Here is a 20,889-nt window from a genome sequence, read left to right as displayed (position 1 = left end):
GCAATTTTCCAAATTCCTGTTGACTTCCATTTTACAGTGCTTATTTTGGAAAACAACAAGTTTCCTAAATGTCCGGCCGAGAATTTTGAGGATCTCCCTCCAAGACGATCGGCCATCAGGAGAGACCACAGTGGAAAACAAGGTTCACGTATTGAATGCCAGCAAGCAGGAACCGGTCGCCGAGCCGCCGGTCATGGACGCCGGCAAGCCGGATGTATCGGTCGAACTGGCGCGCATCGCCGCCCAGGATAAGCCGGCGGCGAAAAAGCGGGGCAAGTCGTTCCTGTTCGGCGCTACCGCGCTCGCGGTCATCGCTGCCGCTGCCTATTATGGTCATAATTACTGGACGGTCGGCCGCTTCCAGGTATCGACCGATGATGCCTATGTGCAGGCCGACAACAGCGCCATCGCCCCGAAGATTTCCGGCTATATCACCGACGTTGTCGTCAAGGACAATCAGACCGTCAAGGCAGGGCAGGTGCTTGCCCGCATCGACGATCGTGATTTCAAGACGGCGCTCGAGCAGGCGAAGGCCGACGTCGCCGCCGCCGAAGCTGATGTCGAGGCCAAACAGGCCTCTCTCGACATGCAGCAGTCGTTGATCTCGGCCGCCCGCGCGACCGTCGATGTCGACAAGGCCAATGAGACCTTCGCCGAGCAGAACGACAAACGCTATGCAAGCCTTTCGGTCAACGGCTATGCGCCGGTGCAGACAGCACAGCAGGCCGCCTCGCAGATCGCCGCCACGCGCGCCGCGATTGACCGTGATACGGCGTCGCTCGCCGGGACGATCAAGCAGGTCGATCTGTTGAAGGCGCAACTGGCGCAGGCCAGGGCGACACTTGCCCGCGATCAGGCCGTCCAGAGCCAGGCGGAGCTCAATCTGTCCTACGCCACGATCGTCGCGCCGCTCGATGGCGTCATCGGCAACCGCACGCTCCGCGTCGGCCAATATGTGCAGGCGGGCACGCAGCTAATGTCGGTGGTGCCGACATCGACAGCCTATATCGTCGCGAATTATAAAGAGACGCAGTTGACCGACGTGCATGCCGGCCAGCCGGTCGACATCGAAGTCGATATGTTCCCCGGCCGCGTCTATCACGGCCATGTTGACAGCCTGGCGCCTGCGAGCGGCCAGGAATTTGCGCTGCTGCCGCCGGACAACGCCACCGGCAATTTCACCAAGGTCGTACAACGCATCCCGGTCAAAATCGTACTCGATGGCGATAGCGCTGCATCCGGCGATCTGCGCCCAGGCATGTCGGTGCAGCCGAGCATCGATATCAAGACGGCCGATCAGGGCCGCGGCGCGTGATTGGTGAGAGATGAGGAGTATTGAGCCATGTCCACCATCGCAGCCACCGCCGTCTCGCAGCCAAGCGCGAAGGCCAGCACCAGGGAATGGATCGCCGTACTCGCCGGCATGATCGGCGCCTTCATGGCGATCCTTAACATTCAGATCACCAATGCGTCACTTCTCGATATTGAAGGCGGCATTGGCACGGGCGTCGACAACGGCGCCTGGATATCGACATCCTATCTGATCGGCGAAATCGTCGTCATCCCGCTGACGGCTTTCTTTAGCAACGTTTTCTCCTTCCGCCGCTATATACTCGTCAATTCGGTCCTGTTTCCGCTGTTCTCGATTGCCTGTGCCTTTGCGCATGACCTCGGGACGATGATCGTGCTGCGCGGGCTGCAGGGCTTTGCCGGCGGCGTGCTCATCCCGATGGCCTTCACGATGATCCTCACCAAGCTGCCCAAGGCGCAGCAGCCGACCGGGCTTGCGATCTTTGCGCTCTCGGTCACGGTCGCCCCGGCCATCGGCCCGACCATCGGCGGCTATTTGACCGAGAATTATGGCTGGCAGACGATCTTCTTCATCAATGCCCTGCCGAGCGCCATCATGGCGATCGCCCTTGCGCTGACGCTTGAGAAAGCGCCGATGCGGCTTAGCCTTCTGAGGGAGGGCGATTGGGCTGGTATCGTGACGATGGCGATCGGGCTTTCAGCGCTGCAAACTGTGCTCGAAGAGGGCAACAAGGACGACTGGTTTTCCTCGCCCTTCATTCTGAAGCTCAGCGCTATCGCCGTCGTTTCGCTGAGTGCCTTCATATGGATAGAGCTGACCGTTCAGAATCCGCTGGTGAAGCTACGGCTCTTGACGCAGCGCAATTTCGGCATTGGCGTTCTCGTCAACGTGCTGGTCGGTTTCGCGCTCTTCGGGTCGGTCTATATCCTGCCGCAATATCTCGGCCAGGTGCAGCGGTACAATGCCGAACAGATCGGCAACGTGTTGGCCTGGACCGGCCTGCCGCAGCTCATCCTCATTCCCTTGGTTCCGATAATGATGAAGCGTTTCGACGTCCGTTATATCGGTTTTCTCGGCATCGGCATCTTCGCCATAAGCTGCTTCATGAACGTGACGCTTTCCGCCGACACCGCGGGCGATCAGTTCTGGATACCGAATATCGTGCGCGCCATCGGCCAAGCCATGGTGATCACCCCGATTACCGCCATCACCACGGCCGGTATCGCACCCGCCGATGCTGCCGCCGCATCCGGCCTGACCAACATGCTGCGAAACCTCGGCGGTGCGGTCGGAACGGCGACGCTTGGCACCGTTCTCACCAAGCGCGAGCAGTTCCATTCCAACATCATCGGCCAGTCGGTGACCCTGGCGCGCGACGAGGTGAGGGAGCGGCTGACGCAGACGACCAACTATTTCCTGTCGCACGGCGTCTCGGATCATGCGCTTGCCGCGCAGAAGGCAACGGTCGCCCTCGGCAGCATCATCAAGCGGCAGGCACTGATCATGGGCTTCAGCGATACCTTCGCCGTTATCGGCGTGCTGCTCGCAACCGCAGCGATCGCCACGCTTTTCGCCCGCAAGCCGCAGCCCGGCGGCGGGGTGGGGGCGCATTGATACCAATCTATCCTTCCTTCGGAGGCTTCATACCGGCCGCGACAAGCTCCACCAGCTTGCCGCGGTCGCCGTCTTGGATAGCCGAGACGATTGGCTGCATCTTTCGGGTAGCCGAGGCGCGGGAATCCGCTATTGTCGGCGGCAACGAAAATCTTATTTCCACAGCCGTTGCCCCATTCGGCGGCATGAAGCAATCCGGCCCGGCTTTTGGCGAGCCTGGTAATCGAGGAAAATCATGATGACCACTGATATCGACGGTTTCGCAGGCCGCCTGAAGCGCCGGGAAAATGGCGGCATGATCTCAGCCTGGATCGGCACGCCCGATCCGCTACTGGTGAATCATCTTTCGCAGGAAGCTTTTGATACCATCGTCCTCGATATGCAGCATGGCATGTGGGACATGGCCTCTGCGGCGAACGGCATTGCGCAAGTGCGCCTCGCCGGCAAACCGGCCATCGCGCGCATTCCGGTCGGCGATTTCTCATCGGCTTCGCGGCTGCTCGATGCCGGGGCCTCCGCCATCATCGCGCCGATGATCAATTCCGCCGATGACGCCCGTGCTTTGGTCAAGGCAACCAAATATCCGCCGCTCGGCGAACGCAGTTGGGGGCCGTCGCTCGCGCTCAATCATTTCGGCATCGCGGCTGACGAGTATCTGCAGGGCGCCAACGGACTGACCGTCACCATAGCCATGGTCGAGACCCGTGCCGCGCTCGATGCCATCGATGAAATCCTCGCAGTCGACGGCATCGATGGCATTTTCATAGGCCCTTCCGATCTCTCCATCGCGCTTTCAAATGGCGCGCGTCTGGCGCCCGACAGCGCCGCGATCGATCAGACATTGGCGCATGCCGTGGCGCGTTGCCGCGCCCATGGCAAGTTGATCTGCGCATTCGGCACCGACGGCGAACGCGCCGGACAATTCCTGAAGCTCGGCCTGGATCTCGTCATTGCCGGTGCCGAAACCGCACAGCTCCGCGCCGGCGCCCGCACCGCAATCGAAACTGCCCGGAAGGTTGCTGCTTCCTAATAAATATATCGTCTGGACTGGGGCCAATCAGGCGGACGGCGGTGATGTTCTGATCATCGCCGTCGAGGCCCTATATTTGCGGTTTGAGCACAGGCGTCAGAGTGAGGAAGCGAGATGAGCAAACGGTGACCGCGATGCCAGGTATCAACGGCGCTCAAGGGGCGATTTTGACATAGCAGGGATTATACATGTTGAAGCCGCAGCCATTTCCGACGGCTTGTGCAGGCGTAATAACATTCTGCAAGGCAATTGCGACCAGCGCCGCGGCTATGACCGTTAGAGCTGCTTTTACATATTTGTCCATAATATTCTCCTCAATATACAACCTATGCGAACATGCCTAACGTGATTCTCGTGTGATTGCGAGAATGCTTGTGATAAAGTTTTGAAATCCGTGGTGGGCCTCAGATGGAAAGTTGCTTTCTGGAGATTCAGAACCGATCGTCCTCGTACACCACCTCAGCCCAAGTCCGCGTCGCCGTCGACTCCAGACAGGCGTCGATGAAGGCGAGACCATCAACGCCGGTCCAGGCATTGGGCGTCAACTGAGCCAGCGGGTCAGGCTCGGCGCCGGCAATGCGGGCTGCGACCAGCTCGGCGAAATCGGTATAGATATTGGCGAAGGCTTCGAAGAAGGCTTCCGGGTGGCCGGTGGGCAGGCGGGTGCCTCGCTGGGCGTGCGGATGTAGGCTCGGCAGGCCGCGTGTGCGGATCTCGTCCGCGCGGTTCAGCCGCATGACCCGCAGATCATTGGCCTCGGCCTGATTCCATGAGATGCCGCCGTCTTCGCCATAAGCCTCGATGCTGACGACGTTCTGAGCGCCGGTCGCCACCTTGCTGATCAGCATCTGGCCCCGCGTGCCGTCATCGAATTTCAGGATCACTTGCGCGGTATCGTGTGCCGTCCGGCCGGGAAGCGATGGGCCGACATCGGCAAGAACTGCGGCGATGCGGCGGCCGCAGACAAAGCTTATCAGTTGATGCGCATGCACGCCGATATCGCCGAGCACATGGCTCTTTCCGCCCTTGGCCGTATCGAGCCGCCATTTGTTGCGTGGCGCCATCTTGTCCGGCTCGGCCTCGACAGGTCGGCTAAGCGAGCCCTGTACGTAGCGGACATTGACGAGACGGAGCGCGCCGATCTCGCCGCCGGTGACGGTGGCACGCGCCTCGCGCACCATGGGATAGCCGGAGTAATTATGGGTGAGCGAAAGAATACGACCGCGATCATGTGCCTTGCGGGCGAGCGCCAGCGCGCTGTCGTAGTCGTTGGTCAGCGGCTTGTCGCAGATGACGTCGAGACCGGCGTCGAGAGCGGCCGCGGCATATTCATAATGGCTGTCGTTCGGCGTCATGATGGCGACGGCGTCGATGCCGTCGGCGCGCACGATCTCGGCTTCGATCATGCTCGCGACGTCCGTATAACCGCGCTTGATGCCGAAAGCGTCGGCGGAGTTCAGCGATCGCTCCGGATCGGAGGAGAAGACGCCGGCAACAAGATCGAAGCAGTCGTCGAGGCGCGCCGCCGTGCGATGCACCGGACCGATGAGCGAGCCCTGCGCGCCGCCGATCAGGCCGAGTCGCACCCGCCTGCCGAGAAGTTTGAAAACCACAGCCTGCGACATGCAACCCGCCTTTCATGCTGATGACCGATGAGGAAATGAGATAGCGCAATCCTAACACCAGGACAGCACCGCGCTCGACATTTCGCATACCGCTCGCAAAGGAAGTGCATATACGACCCGACAGGCGAGGAGGTGATGCTTGCACGCGCTTTCGGCAGCGGGCATTGTCGCGCGGACAATATAAAGCGAAGGGATGTGTCCAGCATGCAGGGATCGGCGACAGGGCGCGGGTTGCGGCGTGATGCGGGTCAGCGGGTGACGTTGCGCACGGTCGCAACCACACTTGGCCTGTCGATCACCACCGTCAGCCGCGCCCTGAAGGAAGGCCCCGAAGTCAATCGCGAAACGATCGAGCTGGTGAAGCGGGTCGCCGGGGAACTCGGCTATCGCCCAAATCTCGGCGGCCTCAATCTCCGGACCGGCAAGACCCATGCGATCGGCATCGTGCTGCCTTTCGAGCGCGAAGGCGAGATGAACATCGTCGTCGCCTCGCTGGTGGAAGGCGTGTCGCGCCATATGAAAGGCTGCGGCTATCGGACCACCGTCGTGCCGCAATTGCAGGCGGACGATCCCTTGGCGACGGTTCGCGATCTCGTCGAGGAGGGCTCCGTCGATGGCGTCATCATCACCCATACGAAACCGCAGGACGACCGCGTCAAATATCTGCTGGAGGTCGGCACGCCGTTCGTAACCTTCGGGCGCACCGAGCTCCTAAGTGTTCACCCGAGCGTTGATCTCGATCACGAGGCGATCGGTGCGGAAGCGGCGCGGTTGCTCCTCGATGCCGGCCATCGCCGGCCTCTCCTGATCGCGCCGTCCAGCCAGTTCACCTACAGCCTGCAATTCGTCAAAGGCTGGAGCAAGACCTTTACGGCCCGCAATCTTACCGTTCCCGACGATCTTATCCATTTTGCCGCAACGACGCCGGACAGCGGCCAGGAGCTGGCGAAAAACATCATTGCCTGGCATCCGCAGGCAACAGGCGCTTTCGTCGCCAGTGAGGAGGCCGCTCTCGGCTTCCTCGCCGGGCTGCGCAAGGCCGGACGGCATCCGGGCAAGGATTTCGGATTGGTCACCTATGGCGGCACCCGCTTGCACGATTTCTTCAACCCGCCGCTCAGTGCCTTCTATTATTCCAACTATATCATCGGGGAGCGCCTGGCCTCCCTGTTGCACCGCGCGATTGGCGGTGACGATGCCGGCGATCTGCGCGAACTCGTCCGTGCCGAATTCGTAGATCACGACAGTCAGGCACTCTCTTCGTAATTTTAATTCGCTGGCAACATCAAGTGATCCGTCGAAGCCATTTGTAACGTTATCATTTCAGATAATACCGCAAAATCCCAGGGTAATGCGTTGAAAGCGGCTGCTTGACAGAACTAAGGTTATCCATCATTCGTAACGTTACAAATTGCCGATCAGAGAGGTTTTGAGGCTCTGTGCGGCAGCGAATGTCAGCAGGAAAACGGGAGCCTCGCATCTCGTGAGCGCCCGCATTGCATGGGAGGATGCCGTGGGCACAGGCTCGCTTTTTTTCGGATCACCAATTTGGACGTTCAACTGGAACCCGCCTTATGAGGCGCCACTGAAGCGGCTCGCGCGGACCGGCTGCAAGGGTTTCGAGCTCACCGCTTGGTCGGTCGATATGCTGGACTATTATACGCCGGCGACGATCCGCGACCTAAAGATGATCGCTGAGGGCGAGGGACTGACGCTCACCAATTTCTTCTTCAACCTGCCCTTCAGCCGCCAGGCGGGTGCGGCTTTTTCCACCGTCGATCTTGACGGCTATAAGCGCGGCGTCGATGTCGTGGCCGAGATCGGCGCGCCGATCATGACCAGCATGACACCCTATCCCTTCCAATCCGACGTCAAGCCGATCCTGCAGCGGCCGATCTCGCAGGAGTGGACGGCCGCCGTCGAGCCGCAATGGGATTGGACGGCGGAATATAACGCCGTCGTCGACGGTTTCGCCAAGGCATGCGAACTTGCGGGCGCGGCGGGGCTGCGCGTCGCCATCGAGCCCCATCCTTATCGCTGGGTCAGCTCCGGCCAGGGCATGCTCCGGCTGATCGAGCGTACTGGTGCTTCGAACCTTGGCCTGAACTTCGATCCGAGCCATCTCTTCCCGGCTGGCGATATGCCGCATTATGTCGTGCTGGCGCTCGGCGACCGCATCTTCAACACCCATTTCTCCGACAATGAAGGCCATACCAACGCCCACTGGCGTCCCGGCCGCGGCAAGATCGATTGGAAGGCGATTTTCGCGGCTCTGCAGACGATCGGCTATTCCGGCCCGATCACGCTGGAACTGGAGGATGCGCCCGGCGCGTCGCACTGGACGCATTTCCGCGAGGCAACACCCGAATTCGACCAGGAGATGCGGCGCGGCATGAGCTATCTGCGCGACGCAGCCGCTGAACTCAACATCACCGTTTCTTAGAGGCCATATTCATGAGCACCGCACCCATGAAAGTCGGCATCGTCGGCGCCGGCAATATCAGCGCCACCTATGTCGCAACCCTGCATATGTTCGATTTCATCCGCGTCAAGTCGATCTATGATCTCTATGAAGAGCCGGCTAAAAAGCTTGCCGGCCAATTCGGCATCGAGGCCGTCACGCTGGAAGCTATGCTTGCCGACCCGGAAATCGGCCTGATCATCAACCTGACGACACCGGTTTCGCATTATTCGATCAGCAAGAAGGCCCTTCTTGCCGGCAAGCATGTCTATTCGGAAAAGCCACTCGGCATCAGCATGTCGGAGGCCGAAGACCTGATGACGATCGCTCGTGCCGGCGACCTGCGTCTCGGCTGCGCGCCCGACACGTTCCTCGGCGGCGGCCATCAATTGACGCGCCGGCTGTATGATGAAGGCCGTATCGGCAAGGCGGTGTCGGCCACGGCCATGCTGCTTCTGCCGGGCCACGAGCACTGGCATCCGAACCCGGCCTTCTTCTATGGCCGGGGCGGCGGCCCTATGCTCGATGTCGGTCCCTATTACGTCACGAATCTGATCGCGCTGCTTGGTCCGGTGCGGGAAGTCTTCGGCGCCGCCAAGATCACCCGCATCGAACGCACGGTGAAGACCGATCCGCGCCGCGGCGAGACGATCAAGGTGCTGGTGCCAACGCACCTGACCGGCGTCATGGAGTTCCACAGCGGTATGACGGTCACCATTGCCACCAGCTTCGATGTCATCAAGCATAAGCACAATCAGATCGAGATTTACGGCTCCGAAGGAAGCATGATAACACCGGACCCGAACAACTTTACCGGCAAGGTTGAAATATTCCGGGATGGCGGTGAAACTTGGGAGGAGATTCTGGTCGACCATCCCTACACGGAAGGTGTGCCGGGCCATCTGGGACTGCGTGGTTTGGGCGCGGCCGAAATGATAGATTCCCTTCGCGCCGGGCGCCAGCATCGCGTATCCTCGGAACTCGCCTTCCACGCGCTGGAGGTGATGACGGCATTCGAACGTTCGGCACAGTCGCGCAAGGTGGTTGCAATCCATAGCAGTTGTGGGCGGCCGGATCCGATCCCGCGCGCAATTAATGAGGGACGTTTCGCATAGGCTGGGTTATAGAGAATTAGGAGAATTGGCAGTCCTTCCAGACTGCATGCTTGACGAAGGGGCGATGTCGAGGAAGCATTGCCCGTTCGCCGCAGGGAATGGAGGCCCGGCGGCGCAATCTTGGAGGACGACAGCATTCGGCACCCGATGGTCGTAAGATGACGGCGGCGGCTGAAATACAGGTGTTCAGAAGAACGCCATCAAAAGAGGAGGAGCATATGCGTGGATTGTTAATGGCATTGGTTGGCGCCACGGCGCTGATCGCAGTCGGCGTTACCGGCGCTCAGGCTGAGGGAAAGAGAGCCGAGGTCCTGCACTGGTGGACGTCCGGTGGCGAAGCCGCCGCCGTGCGCGAACTGGCCAATGCATTCAACGCCGCCGGTGGCCAATGGGTGGACACCGCGATCGCAGGGTCCGGCTCGACCGCACGTCCGATCGGCATCAACCGCATCATCGGCGGCAACCCGCCGACAGCTATGCAGTTCAACACCGGCACGCAGATGAACGATTTGGCCCAGCAGGGCCTGCTGCGTCCGCTCGACGATCTTGCCAAGGAACAGGACTGGAAATCGGCACTGACGCCGGCCTTCTACAATGCCATCCAGTATCAAGGTCATATCTACGGCGCACCGATCAACGACCACGGCCAGAACTGGATCTTCTATTCCAAGGCCGTCTTCCAGAAAGCAGGCGTGACCGAAGAGCCGAAGACCTGGGACGAAATGTTTGCCGCCCTCGACAAGATCAAGGCCGCCGGTCTGATCCCTGTCGCCGTCGGCGGTCAACCCTGGCAGCTTCAGTCGATGTTCAACTCCATCCTGCTCGGGGAGGGCGGTAAGGAGCTCTACAGCAAGGTCTGGAAGGATCTCGACACCGATGCCGTGAAGTCCGACAAGTTCAAGCACGTGGCGGAAGTCTTCGCCAAGCTGCGCAATTATCAGGATCCGGGCAGCCCGAACCGTGACTGGAACGTGGCGACCGGCATGCTGATCGACGGCAAGGCCGGCATCCAGTTCATGGGCGACTGGGCCAAGGGCGAGTTCATCCATGCCAACATGGTCGCCGACAAGGACTTCGGCTGCATCCTCGGGCCGGGTGAATCCAACTTCATGATGGGCGGCGATATCTTCGTCTTCCCGGTCCTGAAGGACAAAGCGGCGATCGATGCGCAGACGCTGCTTGCGACCGTGATCATGTCCAAGGAAGGCCAGCTCGCCTTCAACTCCAAGAAGGGCTCCGTACCGGTCCGCCTCGACGTCGACACCTCGAAGCTCGATGCCTGCGCCCAGAAGGGCCTGACCGCGCTCAAGGATCCGAGCCGTCAGATCCTGGCACCGGACGTGCTCACGGCCCAGGACATCGTTCAAACCGAACAGGACCTCGTCGCCCAGTATTGGACGACCCCGAGCATGACAGCCGACCAGTTCGCCAACCAGTTCGCACAGGTCATCGAACAGGCGAAGTAAACCTCATCCGACATCCATGCGGCGGCAGGTCTCACCTGCCGCCGGTTTCCATGAATGCTGAGGAGGAGCTGAAGCCATGAGTACCCCCGAAACCGCTGCCGGAGCCATTGCTGGGGCCGGCGCCGGGACGACTGCCACCAGGAAGAAGCGGCATATTTCCGCTTATATCGCCCTGTTCCCAGCCTTTATCATCGTCCTGCTCGCCTATGTCGTGACGGTCGTCTGGAACATCTGGATATCGTTCACGGACAGCAAGGTGCTGCCGGTGAACATCTTTGTCGGCACCAAGCAGTACGAACGACTGTTCACGACGGCGCGCTGGCTGATATCCCTGCAGAACGTCGTGGTCTTCGGTGTACTCTTCATCGCCGGCTGCCTGATCCTTGGCTTTCTTCTGGCCGTCGCGCTCGATCAGAAGGTGCGATTCGAAAATACCTTCAGGACGATCTTTCTCTATCCCTTCGCGATGTCCTTCATTGTTACCGGACTCGTCTGGCAGTGGATCATGAACCCGACGCTCGGCCTGCAAAAGGTCGCCGACAGCATCGGCTTCACCTGGATCCGCTTCGACTGGATCGTCCAAAGCGACCTCGCGCTGTACGTCATCGTGCTTGCCGGCATCTGGCAGTCGTCCGGATTGGTGATGGCGATCATGCTGGCGGGATTGCGCGGCGTCGATCGCGAACTCTGGAAGGCAACGCGCATCGACGGCGTACCGGCATGGCGCGTCTATCTCCACATCGTCATTCCGATCCTGAGGCCGACCATCATCACCGCCAGCGTGCTTCTGGCGATCGCCGTGGTGAGGGTCTACGAACTGGTGCTGGCGACGACCGGCGGCGGGCCGGGAATATCGACCGAGGTTCCTGGTAAATTCATCATGGATTACCTCTTCGGCCGCGGCAATATCGGTCTTGCGACCGGGGCCTCGACCGTCATGTTCATCACCGTGGTCATTCTGGTCACGCCGTGGCTCTACTACGAATATTTCCGTGAAAAACCGAGGGGGAACTGATGACAATGCCATCTTCCGTCGCAGTCGCCATGGATGGCCCGGCCGGGCGCAAGCCGCAGCATCTGTCTCCGGCGCGCATCGGCCTTTACGCTTTCCTCGTCATTGCGGCTCTTTTCTTCCTGCTGCCGCTCTATGTGATGATCGTCACTTCGCTGAAATCCATGCCGGAGATCCGCCAAGGCAATATCTTCGCCTTCCCGCAGGTCTGGACGGGCGAAGCGTGGGTGCAGGCATGGAGCACGGCTTGTACCGGCCTTGAGTGCGGCGGTATCAGTGTCGGCTTCTGGAATTCGGTGAAGATCCTGATACCGAGCATGATCCTGTCGATCTTCATCTCGTCGCTGACCGGCTATGCGCTGTCCTTCTGGCGGGTGAGGGGGGCGAATGTTCTCTTCGCGGTGCTGCTGCTCGGCGCCTTCATTCCCTATCAGGTCTTTATCTATCCGCTTGTGCTCATCTACCGCGGCGTCGGTATCTATTCGACGCTGCCCTGCATCATCATCACCCACACGGTCTTCGGCCTGCCGGTGCTGACGCTGCTGTTCCGCAACTACTATTCCAGCCTGCCGATGGAGTTGTTCAAGGCGGCCCGCGTCGACGGCGCGGGATTGTGGCAGATATTCTTCCGGCTGATGATCCCCATGTCGATCCCGATCCTGGTGGTGGCGGCCATCCTGCAGGTGACCGGCATCTGGAACGACTTCCTCTTCGGCGTGGTCTTCGCCGGCCGGGAAAACTTCCCGATGACGGTTCAGCTCAACAACATCGTCAATTCCACCCAAGGCGAGAAGCTCTACAACGTCAACATGGCGGCAACCATCCTGACGGCCCTGGTTCCGTTGATCGTCTATTTCGGTTCGGGTCGCTGGTTCGTGCGCGGCATCACCGCCGGTGCAGTCAAGGGATAATCCATGGCCAATGTTTCCATTCGCGAACTTGCAATCGATTTCGGCAGCGTCAGCGTTCTGAAATCACTGAATCTTGAAATCCAGTCGGGCGAGTTCATCGTTCTTCTCGGACCGTCCGGCTGCGGCAAGTCCACATTGCTCAACGCCATCGCCGGCCTTACGGACATCAGCGGCGGCCAGATATGGATCGGCGACAAGAATGTCACATGGGAGGAACCGAAGGACCGCGGCATCGGCATGGTGTTCCAGTCCTACGCGCTCTACCCGACAATGACGGTCGAGGGAAATCTTTCCTTCGGGCTGCGCATCGCCGGCATGGGCAAGGACGAGATCGCCGAGCGCGTTAATCGCGCCGTGCAAATCCTGCAGATCGATCCCCTGCGCAAGCGCCGGCCGGGCGAACTTTCCGGCGGCCAACGCCAACGTGTCGCCATCGGCCGTGCTTTGGTGCGCGATGTCGATGTCTTTCTGTTCGACGAGCCGCTCTCCAACCTCGATGCCAAACTGCGCACCGAGCTGCGTGTCGAGCTGAAGCGCCTGCATGCCGGGCTTGGCTCGACGATGATTTACGTCACGCACGACCAGATCGAAGCGCTGACGCTCGCCGACCGCATCGCCGTTATGAGCGGCGGCGTTATCCAGCAGTTCGCCGCGCCGAAGGAAATCTACCGCCGGCCCGTCAACCGTTTCGTCGCGGGTTTCGTCGGCTCGCCGTCCATGAACTTTCTGTCGGGGCAGGTGGCGAGCAATGGCGGGACACCTGCCTTTATCTTGTCCGACGGACGCAAAATCGACCTGAATGGCTATGAATTCTCGGGCACCCCAGGCGACGGCCGGCCCGCAACACTCGGTGTGCGGCCGGAACAGATGCAATTCACCGCTACTAACGGTCGCATGTCCAGCCTGCCGGCAACCTTCAGCATCGTCGAACCCATGGGCTCGGACAATCTGGTCTGGGGTCAGATCGGCAAGGAGACCATGTCGGTGCGTATCGATGCCGACGAGGAAGTCGCATTGGAGAGCGAGCAGCCGGTCTATTTCCAGCCGGCGCTCGCCTCCTTGTTTGGCGAGGATGGTCAGCGTCTGTGAGAGATCAACCTGCGCCGCGCGTTCGATGGAGCGCGCGGCGCGGGCCTCATGCCCTGACTTCGAAGACCATGTTGAACGGCGTTTCGGTCGCCTTGCGGAAATGCGAAAAGCCCGCATCCATGGCAACCTTGCGCAGTTTCATCTCGCCGGCTTGCGCCCCCAAACCGAGCCCGACTTCCTGCGACAATGAAGCCGGCGTACAGATCATCGTCGAGGCGCCGTAGAAGACGCGGCCGACCGGGTTGAGATTGTCCTTCAGGCAATCATGCGCGAAAGGCTCGACGATCATCCAGGTGCCGTCATCGGCAAGACTTTCCCTGACATGCCTGCCGGCACCGACGGGATCGCCCATGTCGTGCAGACAATCGAACATTGCCACGAGATCATAGCCGGCGGCCGGGAAATCCTTGGCCGACGCCTGCTCGAAGGTAATGCGGCCGGCGACACCTGCCTCCTTTGCTGCGGCTTTTGCCCGCTCGATGGAGGGGAGATGGTAATCGAAGCCGAAGAAGGTCGAGTTCGGATAGGCCTGCGCCATCAAGATGGTCGAGGCGCCATGACCGCAGCCGACGTCGGCAACGGCCGCACCTGCTTGAAGCTTTTCATGCATCCCCTCCAGCGCCGGTATCCATTCCGAGATGAGATGGCTGTTGTAACCCGGCCGGAAGAAACGTTCCGTGCCGCGGAACAGGCAGGCGCTGTGTTCATGCCAACCGAGACCGCTACCGGTCTTGAAAGCATTGGCGATCTTCGGCTCGTCCATCCACATGGATTGCACGACATCGAAGGCGCCGTTGAAGAAGGCGGGGCTGTTTTCCTCAGCAAACACCATCGCCTGTTCCGGTGTCAGGAAGAAGCGTTCGGTCTTGTCGTCATAGCTGACATAGTCGGCTGCGGCCTGCGCCGACAACCATTCACGTACATAGCGCTCTTTCACGCCTACCTTGTCGGCCAACTCCGCCGACGTCATCGGCGTCCCATCCGCCATGGCTTTGAACAGACCCAAATGGTCGCCGAGTGTTACCAACACACCCGAGACCGCCGCGCCGACATCGCCGACCAAGCGTCCGACCAGGGCGTCAAGTTTTTGCATATCAGGTTCGCGCATAACATCCTCCTCCCATCAGAACTGATGCAGCGTTCCGTCCGGATATATTCGGAAGCCGGAAGATACTCCCGGCCGCTAGGGGAGGCAATGATACGACCGGGCTAAGCATGCTTCACGCTGCTGCCTGGCAGAGGACATAACCCTTTGAGGTTATATCTTATTTTTTGAAATCTAAGTTGTGCTTCAACCGGCGCGGGCCAGCTCTTTTTCCAGCACCGAAAGCAAGCGCGGATCGTCTGCCGTGACGTCAGGTGCGAAGCGGGCGGCAACTTTGCCGTCGCGGCCGATCAGGAACTTTTCGAAGTTCCAGACGATGCCGCCATCGTGACCGGTTTCAAGGCCGTGTTTTGCCAGGCGTTCCCGCATCGGTCCGTCACCGGTCGTCTCGACGCCGGAGGCGATCAGATTGTTGTAGAGCGGATGCCGCTCTTCGCCCGTCACCGCAATCTTGGAGAACATCGGGAACTGCACATCATAGGTCAAAGTGCAGAAGCTCAGGATTTCGTCATTCGTGCCCGGCTCCTGGCCCTTGAAATCATTGGCAGGAAAGCCGGCGATGACGAGACCGGCGTCGCGCTTGTCCTCGTAGAGCTTTTCCAGCCCTTCATATTGCACCGTCAGCCCGCATTTGGAGGCAACGTTGACGACCATGATGACCTTGCCGCGATAATCAGAAAGCGTCGTCTCGCTTCCGTCGATCCGCTTTACCGGAATATCGAGAACGGTATCGGTCATCACAATCACTCCAAATCATCTTGAAAACAGGTTGCCGATATCAACGTGCGAAGCGGCTGAAGTCAACCGCACGATGGCGTTACGCAGCTTCGCGACAATCAGCGCCTTATCGAACGGGCCGAAAGTGCCACCTCGGGCGCGAAGGCAAAATCCTTATCGAACGGATAGGTCGGCTTCCGCTTGTGCAGACGCGGCAAACGCTCGACGAACTGGTCGACGACGCCGGGCGACAGCGCCATCAGGTTCGGATTGGCGATGGGAGCGAGTTCCGGAGAAAGATAGCCCGATTTCACGACGATGATCTTGGCACGATACGGATCGAGCCCGAGACGCGTGAAATCTGCGATGTTGTGATAGGGGCGGCGTTTTGCCGACAGCACCAGATCGATGCCGCCGACGGAGACGACCGCCTGCCTGTCCATGGCGTCGCCGGTCTTCAGCAGAAACTTGACGGTGAATGCGGCGGCCACCGGTTTGCTGCCGTTGGTGTCCAGCGATGCGCCGACAGTGAGATCGAGCGTGGCGCCGACGCCGGCGGCATAGCAGGATTCGGTTGCCGCCTTGTCGGCGATCCCGGCGAAAACGACGCCGGTCGCGCCTTTGGCAATCAGCTCCGCCAGCACATCGGCGCGGTCGCCGACACCGCCGCCGGTGGGGTTATCGCCGGATTCCGCCAACACCACGGGCGCCGTCGGGCTGGCGATCGCCTTGGCGACACACTCTTCGATCGAGCCGGTCTCACAGCCGAAGACGAAATCCTTGCGAACGTCCCAATAGGCCTGCGCCAGCCGCTTTGCTTCGCGTTCGAGAACTGTGCGATCCGTGCCGGTCAGGATGGCGGCGGCCGTGGCGCGAGGCTCGTCGGCCCAGACATAGCCGACCATCAGCGACGCATCCCACACACCATCGGTGGCGTCGATGCCGGGCAGCAGGTCGTAAAGGCTCTTTGCGGGCTCATCGACCGTGCTCGTGCGTTCGCCGGGCAGCAAGACCGGGATGGACGCCCAGAGCAGGGTGGGCTTCACGCCGGTCTTCAGGCTTTTGGTGAGCATTGTCACCGCACGGCGCATGGTTTCCTCGACATCGATATGCGGCGCGGTGCGATAGGTGGAATACATGTCCAGCGCGTCGATGATGCGCTGGCTGACATTGCCATGCAGATCGTAGCTGGCCGAAAGCATGCAGTCTTCTCCGACGAGCATGCGGGCGGCGCTGATCCAATCGCCTTCCGCATCCTCCATGCCTTCGACATACATCGCCCCATGCATGGCAAGGTAGAGACCATCAAGCGGCAAAAGCGGCTTCAGCCGTTCCAGGAACTCCGCCTTGAAGGCTTCATAGGTGTGGCGGGCGACTGGACCCCCGGCGATGGCCCTGGCGTGGATCGTCGGCAGGAACTCGGCCTCATAGTCTTTAAGAAACGCGAAATAGGGTGCGGCCGTCAGCTCTTCGCCGCGCACGACGTGGAAATCCTTTTCTTCGTTCAGAACCGGATTGTATGTGCTGCACTCGATATGTATGCCACCGACAGCGATGCGCATGGAAAACCTCAATTCGGGTTGGGGCCAATCAGGAAATTATGGGCGGCAATGCTGGCAGCACCCCGCGCCCAGATGTCGCCGTCGATGCGCTGCGTGCGGACGGGTGTCTGACCGGCATAGCGCGGCAGCACATTGGCTTCGATCGCCTCCCGTACTACGGTGCCGAGCAAACCGTGGAAATTGCCTTCGACATGGGTGATCAGGACCATGCCGGGATCGTTGAACTGGATGAGGTGAGCGATCGCCAGTCCGAGGGCGCCGCCAGCCCGATGCAGAATGCGGACGGCGACCACGTTGCCGGCCGATGCCTCCTGCTCTAGCTCGGCGAGCGAAGTGCAGGAGAGACTTCCCGCCTTCGACATTTCCTTGATCGCCTTTATCGAGGCGACCGTATCGAGACAGCCGCGCTTGCCGCAGCGACAGGGCGGGCCGTCGGGCTCAATGGTGCAATGGGCGATTTCGCCGGCGCCGCCATGATTGCCTCGATAGAGCTTTCCGCGGATGAAATGGGCGCAGCCAATGCCCTCGCCGAACGAAACGACGCTGAAATTCTGGATATCGCGAGCGATGCCGAAAAGCTTTTCGCTGACAGCCAATGCCTTGGCGTCGTTTTCAATGAAGGTTTCGATCCCAGTCTTCTGCCGGATGATTTTGGCAAGCGGCACATCCTGCCAGCCGAGCAGGGTGGATTGCACGCAATTGGCCTGCTTCTCGTCGACAAAGCCGGAGAGCGCGACGCCTAGGCTGGACAATTTCTCTGCCACATCCGGCCGCCCGGCGAGCAGTCTAGGAAGCGCCTCGGCAATCCCACCTGCTATGACCTCCGGATCGCGCGACAGAGGCATGTTCTTGCGAGCGATAATCTTGCCATTGAGATCGCAGAGGACTATTGGCCCCGGATCTTGAAGCAGCGAAATGCCAACGAAGAAGGCGCCTTCAGGATGCAGGTCGAGCAATATAGATGGCCGGCCCTGGCCATAGACAGTCTCGGTCTCGTGCAGGATGCCAAGGGCAATCAGGTCACGGGCGATGCCACTCATCGTCGCCTTGCTAAGCCCCATCGCCGCGGCAAGAACCGTTCGGCTGAGCGGGCCGGATTCGCTGATGACGCGCAGGAGCTGCCGCTGCGAAGAGGTAAGCAATTCGATGTTCCACTGGGGGATATGCCCCCGACTTTGCGTGACGATAAGTTCAAAAAATGAACAAATCAATGGCAATAAATTATCGAAGAGACTTGAGTCCTTTGCTTCTTACGCAGCCGCGACATCGCTCGAAGCACGTAGCCGGGAACAAGGTGTATCCCTGTTAAATGGTTGACATGTGCTGGCGTAAGTATGCAATGCTTACTATAATGATTCAGCAGGCCACCGCCCCTGTAGTTGTTTGATCCTCCGACGTTGATCCCAAAATTTCGTTCGCCCATGACCGTCCCGACGGTCCGCGCACGTTTGCTGCCGGGCGGAACATTCAGAAAGGAATGTCATGTCCAGTACGGCCGATCGCTCGAGACGTCCGTTGGTCATTGTCTCGATCATGCTTGCGACCTTCATGGTGGCGGTCGAGGCGACAATCGTTGCCACCGCCATGCCGCGCATCGTCGGCCAACTTGGCGGTTTCACCTATTATAGCTGGGTTTTCTCCGCCTTCCTTCTGGCGCAGTCCACGACGACGGTAATCTACGGCAAGCTGTCCGATATCTTCGGCCGCAAGCCGATTCTGATCGGCGGCATCCTGATCTTTCTCGTTGGTTCGGCGCTGGCCGGCTTTGCCTGGTCGATGGCCTCGCTGATTGCCTTTCGGCTGCTGCAGGGCCTTGGTGCCGGCGCCATTCAGCCGGTAACGATGACCGTGGTCGGCGATCTCTACAAGCTGGAGGAGCGCGCCAAAGTGCAGGGCGTGCTCGCCAGCGTCTGGGCCGTGTCGGCCGTTATCGGCCCGCTTGCCGGCGGCATCATCGTCGACAACGTCTCCTGGGCCTGGATCTTCTGGATCAACCTGCCGTTCGGCGTACTGACCATCATCGGTTTCACGCTCTTCCTGCATGAGCAGATCACGCCGCGCGAGGCGAAGATCGACTATCTCGGCACGATCCTCTTTTCGATATCGATCATCTCATTGCTGGTGATCCTCACCGAAACCAATTCCGGCTTTGGCATCCTCGGCCCGCTCGCAGTCGTCTTCGTCGTCACTGGCGCGCTGTTCCTCCTGCAAGAGCGGCGGGCGCCTGAGCCGATCATCTCGATCGAACTTTGGGGCCGGCGGCTGGTGGCGACGAGTAATGCGGCCACGCTTCTGGCCGGCATGGCGCTGATCGGTCTGACGACCATTCTGCCGATCTATGTCCAGAGTGTGCTCGGCCGCTCGCCGCTGGTGGCGGGCTTCACGCTGACGATGCTGATCGTCGGCTGGCCGTTGGCGGTCATGCTGTCGAGCCGCTTTTTCCGCGCATTCGGCATTCGCAGAACGCTGCGGGTCGGCAGCTTCCTGTTCCCTTTCGGCTCGGCCTTCCTTCTGTTCCTGACGCCGGAGAGCAGCCCGATTCTCTCCGGTGTCGGCTCTTTTCTTATGGGTTTCGGCATGGGTCTCATCAGCCTCACCAGCATTGTGCTCGTGCAGGAAAGCGTGGAATGGTCGATGCGCGGCAGCGCCACGGCGTCAATCATCTTTTCGCGCAGTCTCGGCAATACGCTCGGCGCGACGGCCCTGGGCGCCGTACTCAACATCGGCATCGCCCATTTCGGCAGCGGCGATCTGGCCGCGAAGCTGCATGACGTGCTGAATCAGCCGACCGGGCTTTCCGATCTTGCCGGCGACCCCGCGATCCGCGGCGTTTTCGATGCGGCCCTGCACTGGAGCTTCTGGGGCGTTGTCGCGGTCGCGATCCTGACATTTGCGACCACCTGGCTCATTCCCGTGGCCCATGATGCCGGACGCAGGCAACGATCGAAGACCGATGCGCAGGAGGCGATGACGCACTGAATTTTCGGTCTTTCTCAGAAATCGTAGCGATCGATGCGCCAGGCATCGAGCAGGCGGTGCGATGCTTTGAGCGCAGCTTCGGGATCGCGGGCGACGACCGCGTCCAGGACGTCCTTGTGATAGGGCAGGGAGCGCTTCTGGCCTTCCGCCACTTCGTCATGGCTCGAAAGCGCACGGTTGGCATAGATCGCGACGGCGATCAGATCGATGAGCTGCGCATAGACCATGTTGCGGGTGGCGGCGAAGATCGCGGTATGGAAGCGCAAGTCGGCATCGGCATTGGTGTTGACGTCGCCGATGGAGGAAACCATGTCATCATAGGCCGAGGCGATGGCGGCGAGATCCTCGGCGGTGCCGCGCACAGCGGCTCGCGCTGTCGCTTCCGGCTCCACTACCCGCCTGAGATCCTTGATCGAGCGCATGAGCTCCACCGAAGGGCCGGTCTCATAGTGCCAGACCATGACGTCGGTATCGAGATGGTGCCAGTTGGAGCGTTCCTTGATGCGCGTGCCGACGCGGGTCTTGATCTCCACCAGACCTTTGCCGGCCAGGCATTTCATTGCTTCGCGGATCACGGTGCGGCTGATGCCGAACTGCTCCACCAGCTCGGGTTCGTTCGGAAGCGTCGAGCCAACGGGATAATTGCCGCCGACGATGCGGCGGCCGAGTTCATGCACGAAATAGCCGAAGACGCCCCGCCGGGGTATCGTGCCGTATTTGCGCACATAGGCATCGAATGGCGACTGCGTTACGATCAGTTTCGTTTCCGGGCTAAGCCGAGAGGCAGTCGTTGCGCCAATGCCGTATTTCATTATCCGGGACTCTCATTCCTGTTGGGGAGCCGATACGAGTGAAAACTTCAGCTTATGACGGGCTCTTGGAGGCTTCATG

18 protein-coding genes are annotated in these 20,889 nt (G+C 60.3%); 11 read left to right on the top strand and 7 right to left on the bottom strand.

Annotated elements, in window-relative coordinates; genetic code table 11:
• Positions 1-130 precede the first annotated feature (130 nt).
• The 3 genes from K290_RS0101220 (at position 131) to K290_RS0101205 (ending at position 3,956) form a co-directional block, all read left to right on the top strand.
• Complete coding sequence (locus K290_RS0101220) at positions 131-1,315, top strand: HlyD family secretion protein (RefSeq protein WP_028750176.1); 1,185 nt, start codon at positions 131-133, stop codon at positions 1,313-1,315.
• A 27-nt stretch (positions 1,316-1,342) separates the two neighbouring features.
• A complete protein-coding gene (locus tag K290_RS0101215; RefSeq protein ID WP_028750175.1) occupies positions 1,343-2,926 on the top strand; it encodes a DHA2 family efflux MFS transporter permease subunit in 1,584 nt (527 codons plus the stop codon).
• Positions 2,927-3,161: 235 nt separating this feature from the next.
• Complete coding sequence (locus K290_RS0101205) at positions 3,162-3,956, top strand: HpcH/HpaI aldolase family protein (RefSeq protein WP_028750174.1); 795 nt, start codon at positions 3,162-3,164, stop codon at positions 3,954-3,956.
• Positions 3,957-4,110: 154 nt separating this feature from the next.
• On the opposite strand, the gene K290_RS37785 is transcribed toward K290_RS0101205, so the two are convergent.
• Together K290_RS37785 and K290_RS33625 are read right to left on the bottom strand one after the other, a co-directional pair.
• Entirely contained in the window at positions 4,111-4,260 is a 150-nt protein-coding gene (locus K290_RS37785; RefSeq protein ID WP_028750173.1) for a hypothetical protein, read from the bottom strand.
• 127 nt (positions 4,261-4,387) lie between these two features.
• Positions 4,388-5,581 carry a Gfo/Idh/MocA family protein gene (locus K290_RS33625; RefSeq protein ID WP_037134613.1) on the bottom strand — a complete coding sequence of 398 codons (1,194 nt, stop codon included), beginning with the start codon at positions 5,579-5,581 and terminating at the stop codon, positions 4,388-4,390.
• A 204-nt stretch (positions 5,582-5,785) separates the two neighbouring features.
• Here K290_RS33625 and K290_RS33620 point away from each other — a divergent pair, with 204 nt between their 5' ends.
• The 7 genes from K290_RS33620 (at position 5,786) to K290_RS0101160 (ending at position 13,635) form a co-directional block, all read left to right on the top strand.
• A complete protein-coding gene (locus K290_RS33620; protein ID WP_161631234.1) occupies positions 5,786-6,847 on the top strand; it encodes a LacI family transcriptional regulator in 1,062 nt (353 codons plus the stop codon).
• A gap of 217 nt (positions 6,848-7,064) precedes the next feature.
• Positions 7,065-8,024: a sugar phosphate isomerase/epimerase family protein gene (locus K290_RS0101185; RefSeq protein WP_028750172.1), complete on the top strand. Its 960-nt coding sequence runs from the start codon at positions 7,065-7,067 to the stop codon at positions 8,022-8,024.
• Between the two features lie 11 nt (positions 8,025-8,035).
• Positions 8,036-9,157 (top strand): Gfo/Idh/MocA family protein, encoded by a 1,122-nt coding sequence (locus K290_RS0101180; protein ID WP_051263902.1) that lies wholly within the window; start codon positions 8,036-8,038, stop codon positions 9,155-9,157.
• Positions 9,158-9,375: 218 nt separating this feature from the next.
• Positions 9,376-10,623, top strand: coding sequence for an ABC transporter substrate-binding protein (locus tag K290_RS0101175; protein WP_051263901.1), 1,248 nt, complete (start codon positions 9,376-9,378; stop codon positions 10,621-10,623).
• 76 nt (positions 10,624-10,699) lie between these two features.
• Complete coding sequence (locus K290_RS0101170; RefSeq protein WP_051263900.1) at positions 10,700-11,638, top strand: carbohydrate ABC transporter permease; 939 nt, start codon at positions 10,700-10,702, stop codon at positions 11,636-11,638.
• A complete protein-coding gene (locus K290_RS0101165; RefSeq protein ID WP_154668528.1) occupies positions 11,638-12,546 on the top strand; it encodes a carbohydrate ABC transporter permease in 909 nt (302 codons plus the stop codon). Before K290_RS0101170 ends, K290_RS0101165 begins: the two co-directional genes overlap by 1 nt.
• Before the next feature lie 3 nt (positions 12,547-12,549).
• The gene (locus K290_RS0101160; RefSeq protein WP_028750167.1) at positions 12,550-13,635 is read left to right on the top strand and encodes an ABC transporter ATP-binding protein; all 1,086 of its coding nucleotides are present in this window, start codon (positions 12,550-12,552) and stop codon (positions 13,633-13,635) included.
• A gap of 46 nt (positions 13,636-13,681) precedes the next feature.
• Here K290_RS0101160 and K290_RS0101155 read toward each other — a convergent pair whose 3' ends face one another.
• From K290_RS0101155 to K290_RS0101140, 4 genes are all read right to left on the bottom strand, one after another.
• Entirely contained in the window at positions 13,682-14,743 is a 1,062-nt protein-coding gene (locus K290_RS0101155; RefSeq protein ID WP_028750166.1) for a class I SAM-dependent methyltransferase, read from the bottom strand.
• A gap of 183 nt (positions 14,744-14,926) precedes the next feature.
• A complete protein-coding gene (locus tag K290_RS0101150) occupies positions 14,927-15,478 on the bottom strand; it encodes a glutathione peroxidase (RefSeq protein WP_028750165.1) in 552 nt (183 codons plus the stop codon).
• Positions 15,479-15,576: 98 nt separating this feature from the next.
• The gene (locus K290_RS0101145) at positions 15,577-17,019 is read right to left on the bottom strand and encodes a M81 family metallopeptidase (RefSeq protein WP_028750164.1); all 1,443 of its coding nucleotides are present in this window, start codon (positions 17,017-17,019) and stop codon (positions 15,577-15,579) included.
• Positions 17,020-17,027: 8 nt separating this feature from the next.
• A complete protein-coding gene (locus tag K290_RS0101140) occupies positions 17,028-18,161 on the bottom strand; it encodes an ROK family transcriptional regulator (protein ID WP_028750163.1) in 1,134 nt (377 codons plus the stop codon).
• A 340-nt stretch (positions 18,162-18,501) separates the two neighbouring features.
• On the opposite strand from K290_RS0101140, the gene K290_RS0101135 reads away from it, so the two are divergent.
• Entirely contained in the window at positions 18,502-19,998 is a 1,497-nt protein-coding gene (locus K290_RS0101135; RefSeq protein ID WP_028750162.1) for an MDR family MFS transporter, read from the top strand.
• 14 nt (positions 19,999-20,012) lie between these two features.
• Here K290_RS0101135 and K290_RS0101130 read toward each other — a convergent pair whose 3' ends face one another.
• Complete coding sequence (locus K290_RS0101130; protein ID WP_028750161.1) at positions 20,013-20,810, bottom strand: FadR/GntR family transcriptional regulator; 798 nt, start codon at positions 20,808-20,810, stop codon at positions 20,013-20,015.
• Positions 20,811-20,889: the final 79 nt, after the last annotated feature.

Origin of the sequence: Rhizobium leucaenae USDA 9039 (assembly GCF_000426285.1) — a bacterium.
GTDB classification, from domain to species: Bacteria; Pseudomonadota; Alphaproteobacteria; order Rhizobiales; family Rhizobiaceae; genus Rhizobium; species Rhizobium leucaenae.
The sequence above is the reverse complement of the archived record's forward strand: the minus strand, read 5'-3'. Positions and strand labels throughout refer to the sequence as shown.

Coding starts and splice junctions, on each gene's coding strand:
- K290_RS0101215 (WP_028750175.1), top strand. CDS start 1,343: ATGTCCACCATCGCAGCCACCGCCGTCTCGCAGCCAAGCGCGAAGGCC.
- K290_RS0101205 (WP_028750174.1), top strand. CDS start 3,162: ATGATGACCACTGATATCGACGGTTTCGCAGGCCGCCTGAAGCGCCGG.
- K290_RS37785 (WP_028750173.1), bottom strand. CDS start 4,260: ATGGACAAATATGTAAAAGCAGCTCTAACGGTCATAGCCGCGGCGCTG.
- K290_RS33625 (WP_037134613.1), bottom strand. CDS start 5,581: ATGTCGCAGGCTGTGGTTTTCAAACTTCTCGGCAGGCGGGTGCGACTC.
- K290_RS33620 (WP_161631234.1), top strand. CDS start 5,786: ATGCAGGGATCGGCGACAGGGCGCGGGTTGCGGCGTGATGCGGGTCAG.
- K290_RS0101180 (WP_051263902.1), top strand. CDS start 8,036: ATGAGCACCGCACCCATGAAAGTCGGCATCGTCGGCGCCGGCAATATC.
- K290_RS0101175 (WP_051263901.1), top strand. CDS start 9,376: ATGCGTGGATTGTTAATGGCATTGGTTGGCGCCACGGCGCTGATCGCA.
- K290_RS0101170 (WP_051263900.1), top strand. CDS start 10,700: ATGAGTACCCCCGAAACCGCTGCCGGAGCCATTGCTGGGGCCGGCGCC.
- K290_RS0101165 (WP_154668528.1), top strand. CDS start 11,638: ATGACAATGCCATCTTCCGTCGCAGTCGCCATGGATGGCCCGGCCGGG.
- K290_RS0101160 (WP_028750167.1), top strand. CDS start 12,550: ATGGCCAATGTTTCCATTCGCGAACTTGCAATCGATTTCGGCAGCGTC.
- K290_RS0101155 (WP_028750166.1), bottom strand. CDS start 14,743: ATGCGCGAACCTGATATGCAAAAACTTGACGCCCTGGTCGGACGCTTG.
- K290_RS0101150 (WP_028750165.1), bottom strand. CDS start 15,478: ATGACCGATACCGTTCTCGATATTCCGGTAAAGCGGATCGACGGAAGC.
- K290_RS0101145 (WP_028750164.1), bottom strand. CDS start 17,019: ATGCGCATCGCTGTCGGTGGCATACATATCGAGTGCAGCACATACAAT.
- K290_RS0101135 (WP_028750162.1), top strand. CDS start 18,502: ATGTCCAGTACGGCCGATCGCTCGAGACGTCCGTTGGTCATTGTCTCG.
- K290_RS0101130 (WP_028750161.1), bottom strand. CDS start 20,810: ATGAAATACGGCATTGGCGCAACGACTGCCTCTCGGCTTAGCCCGGAA.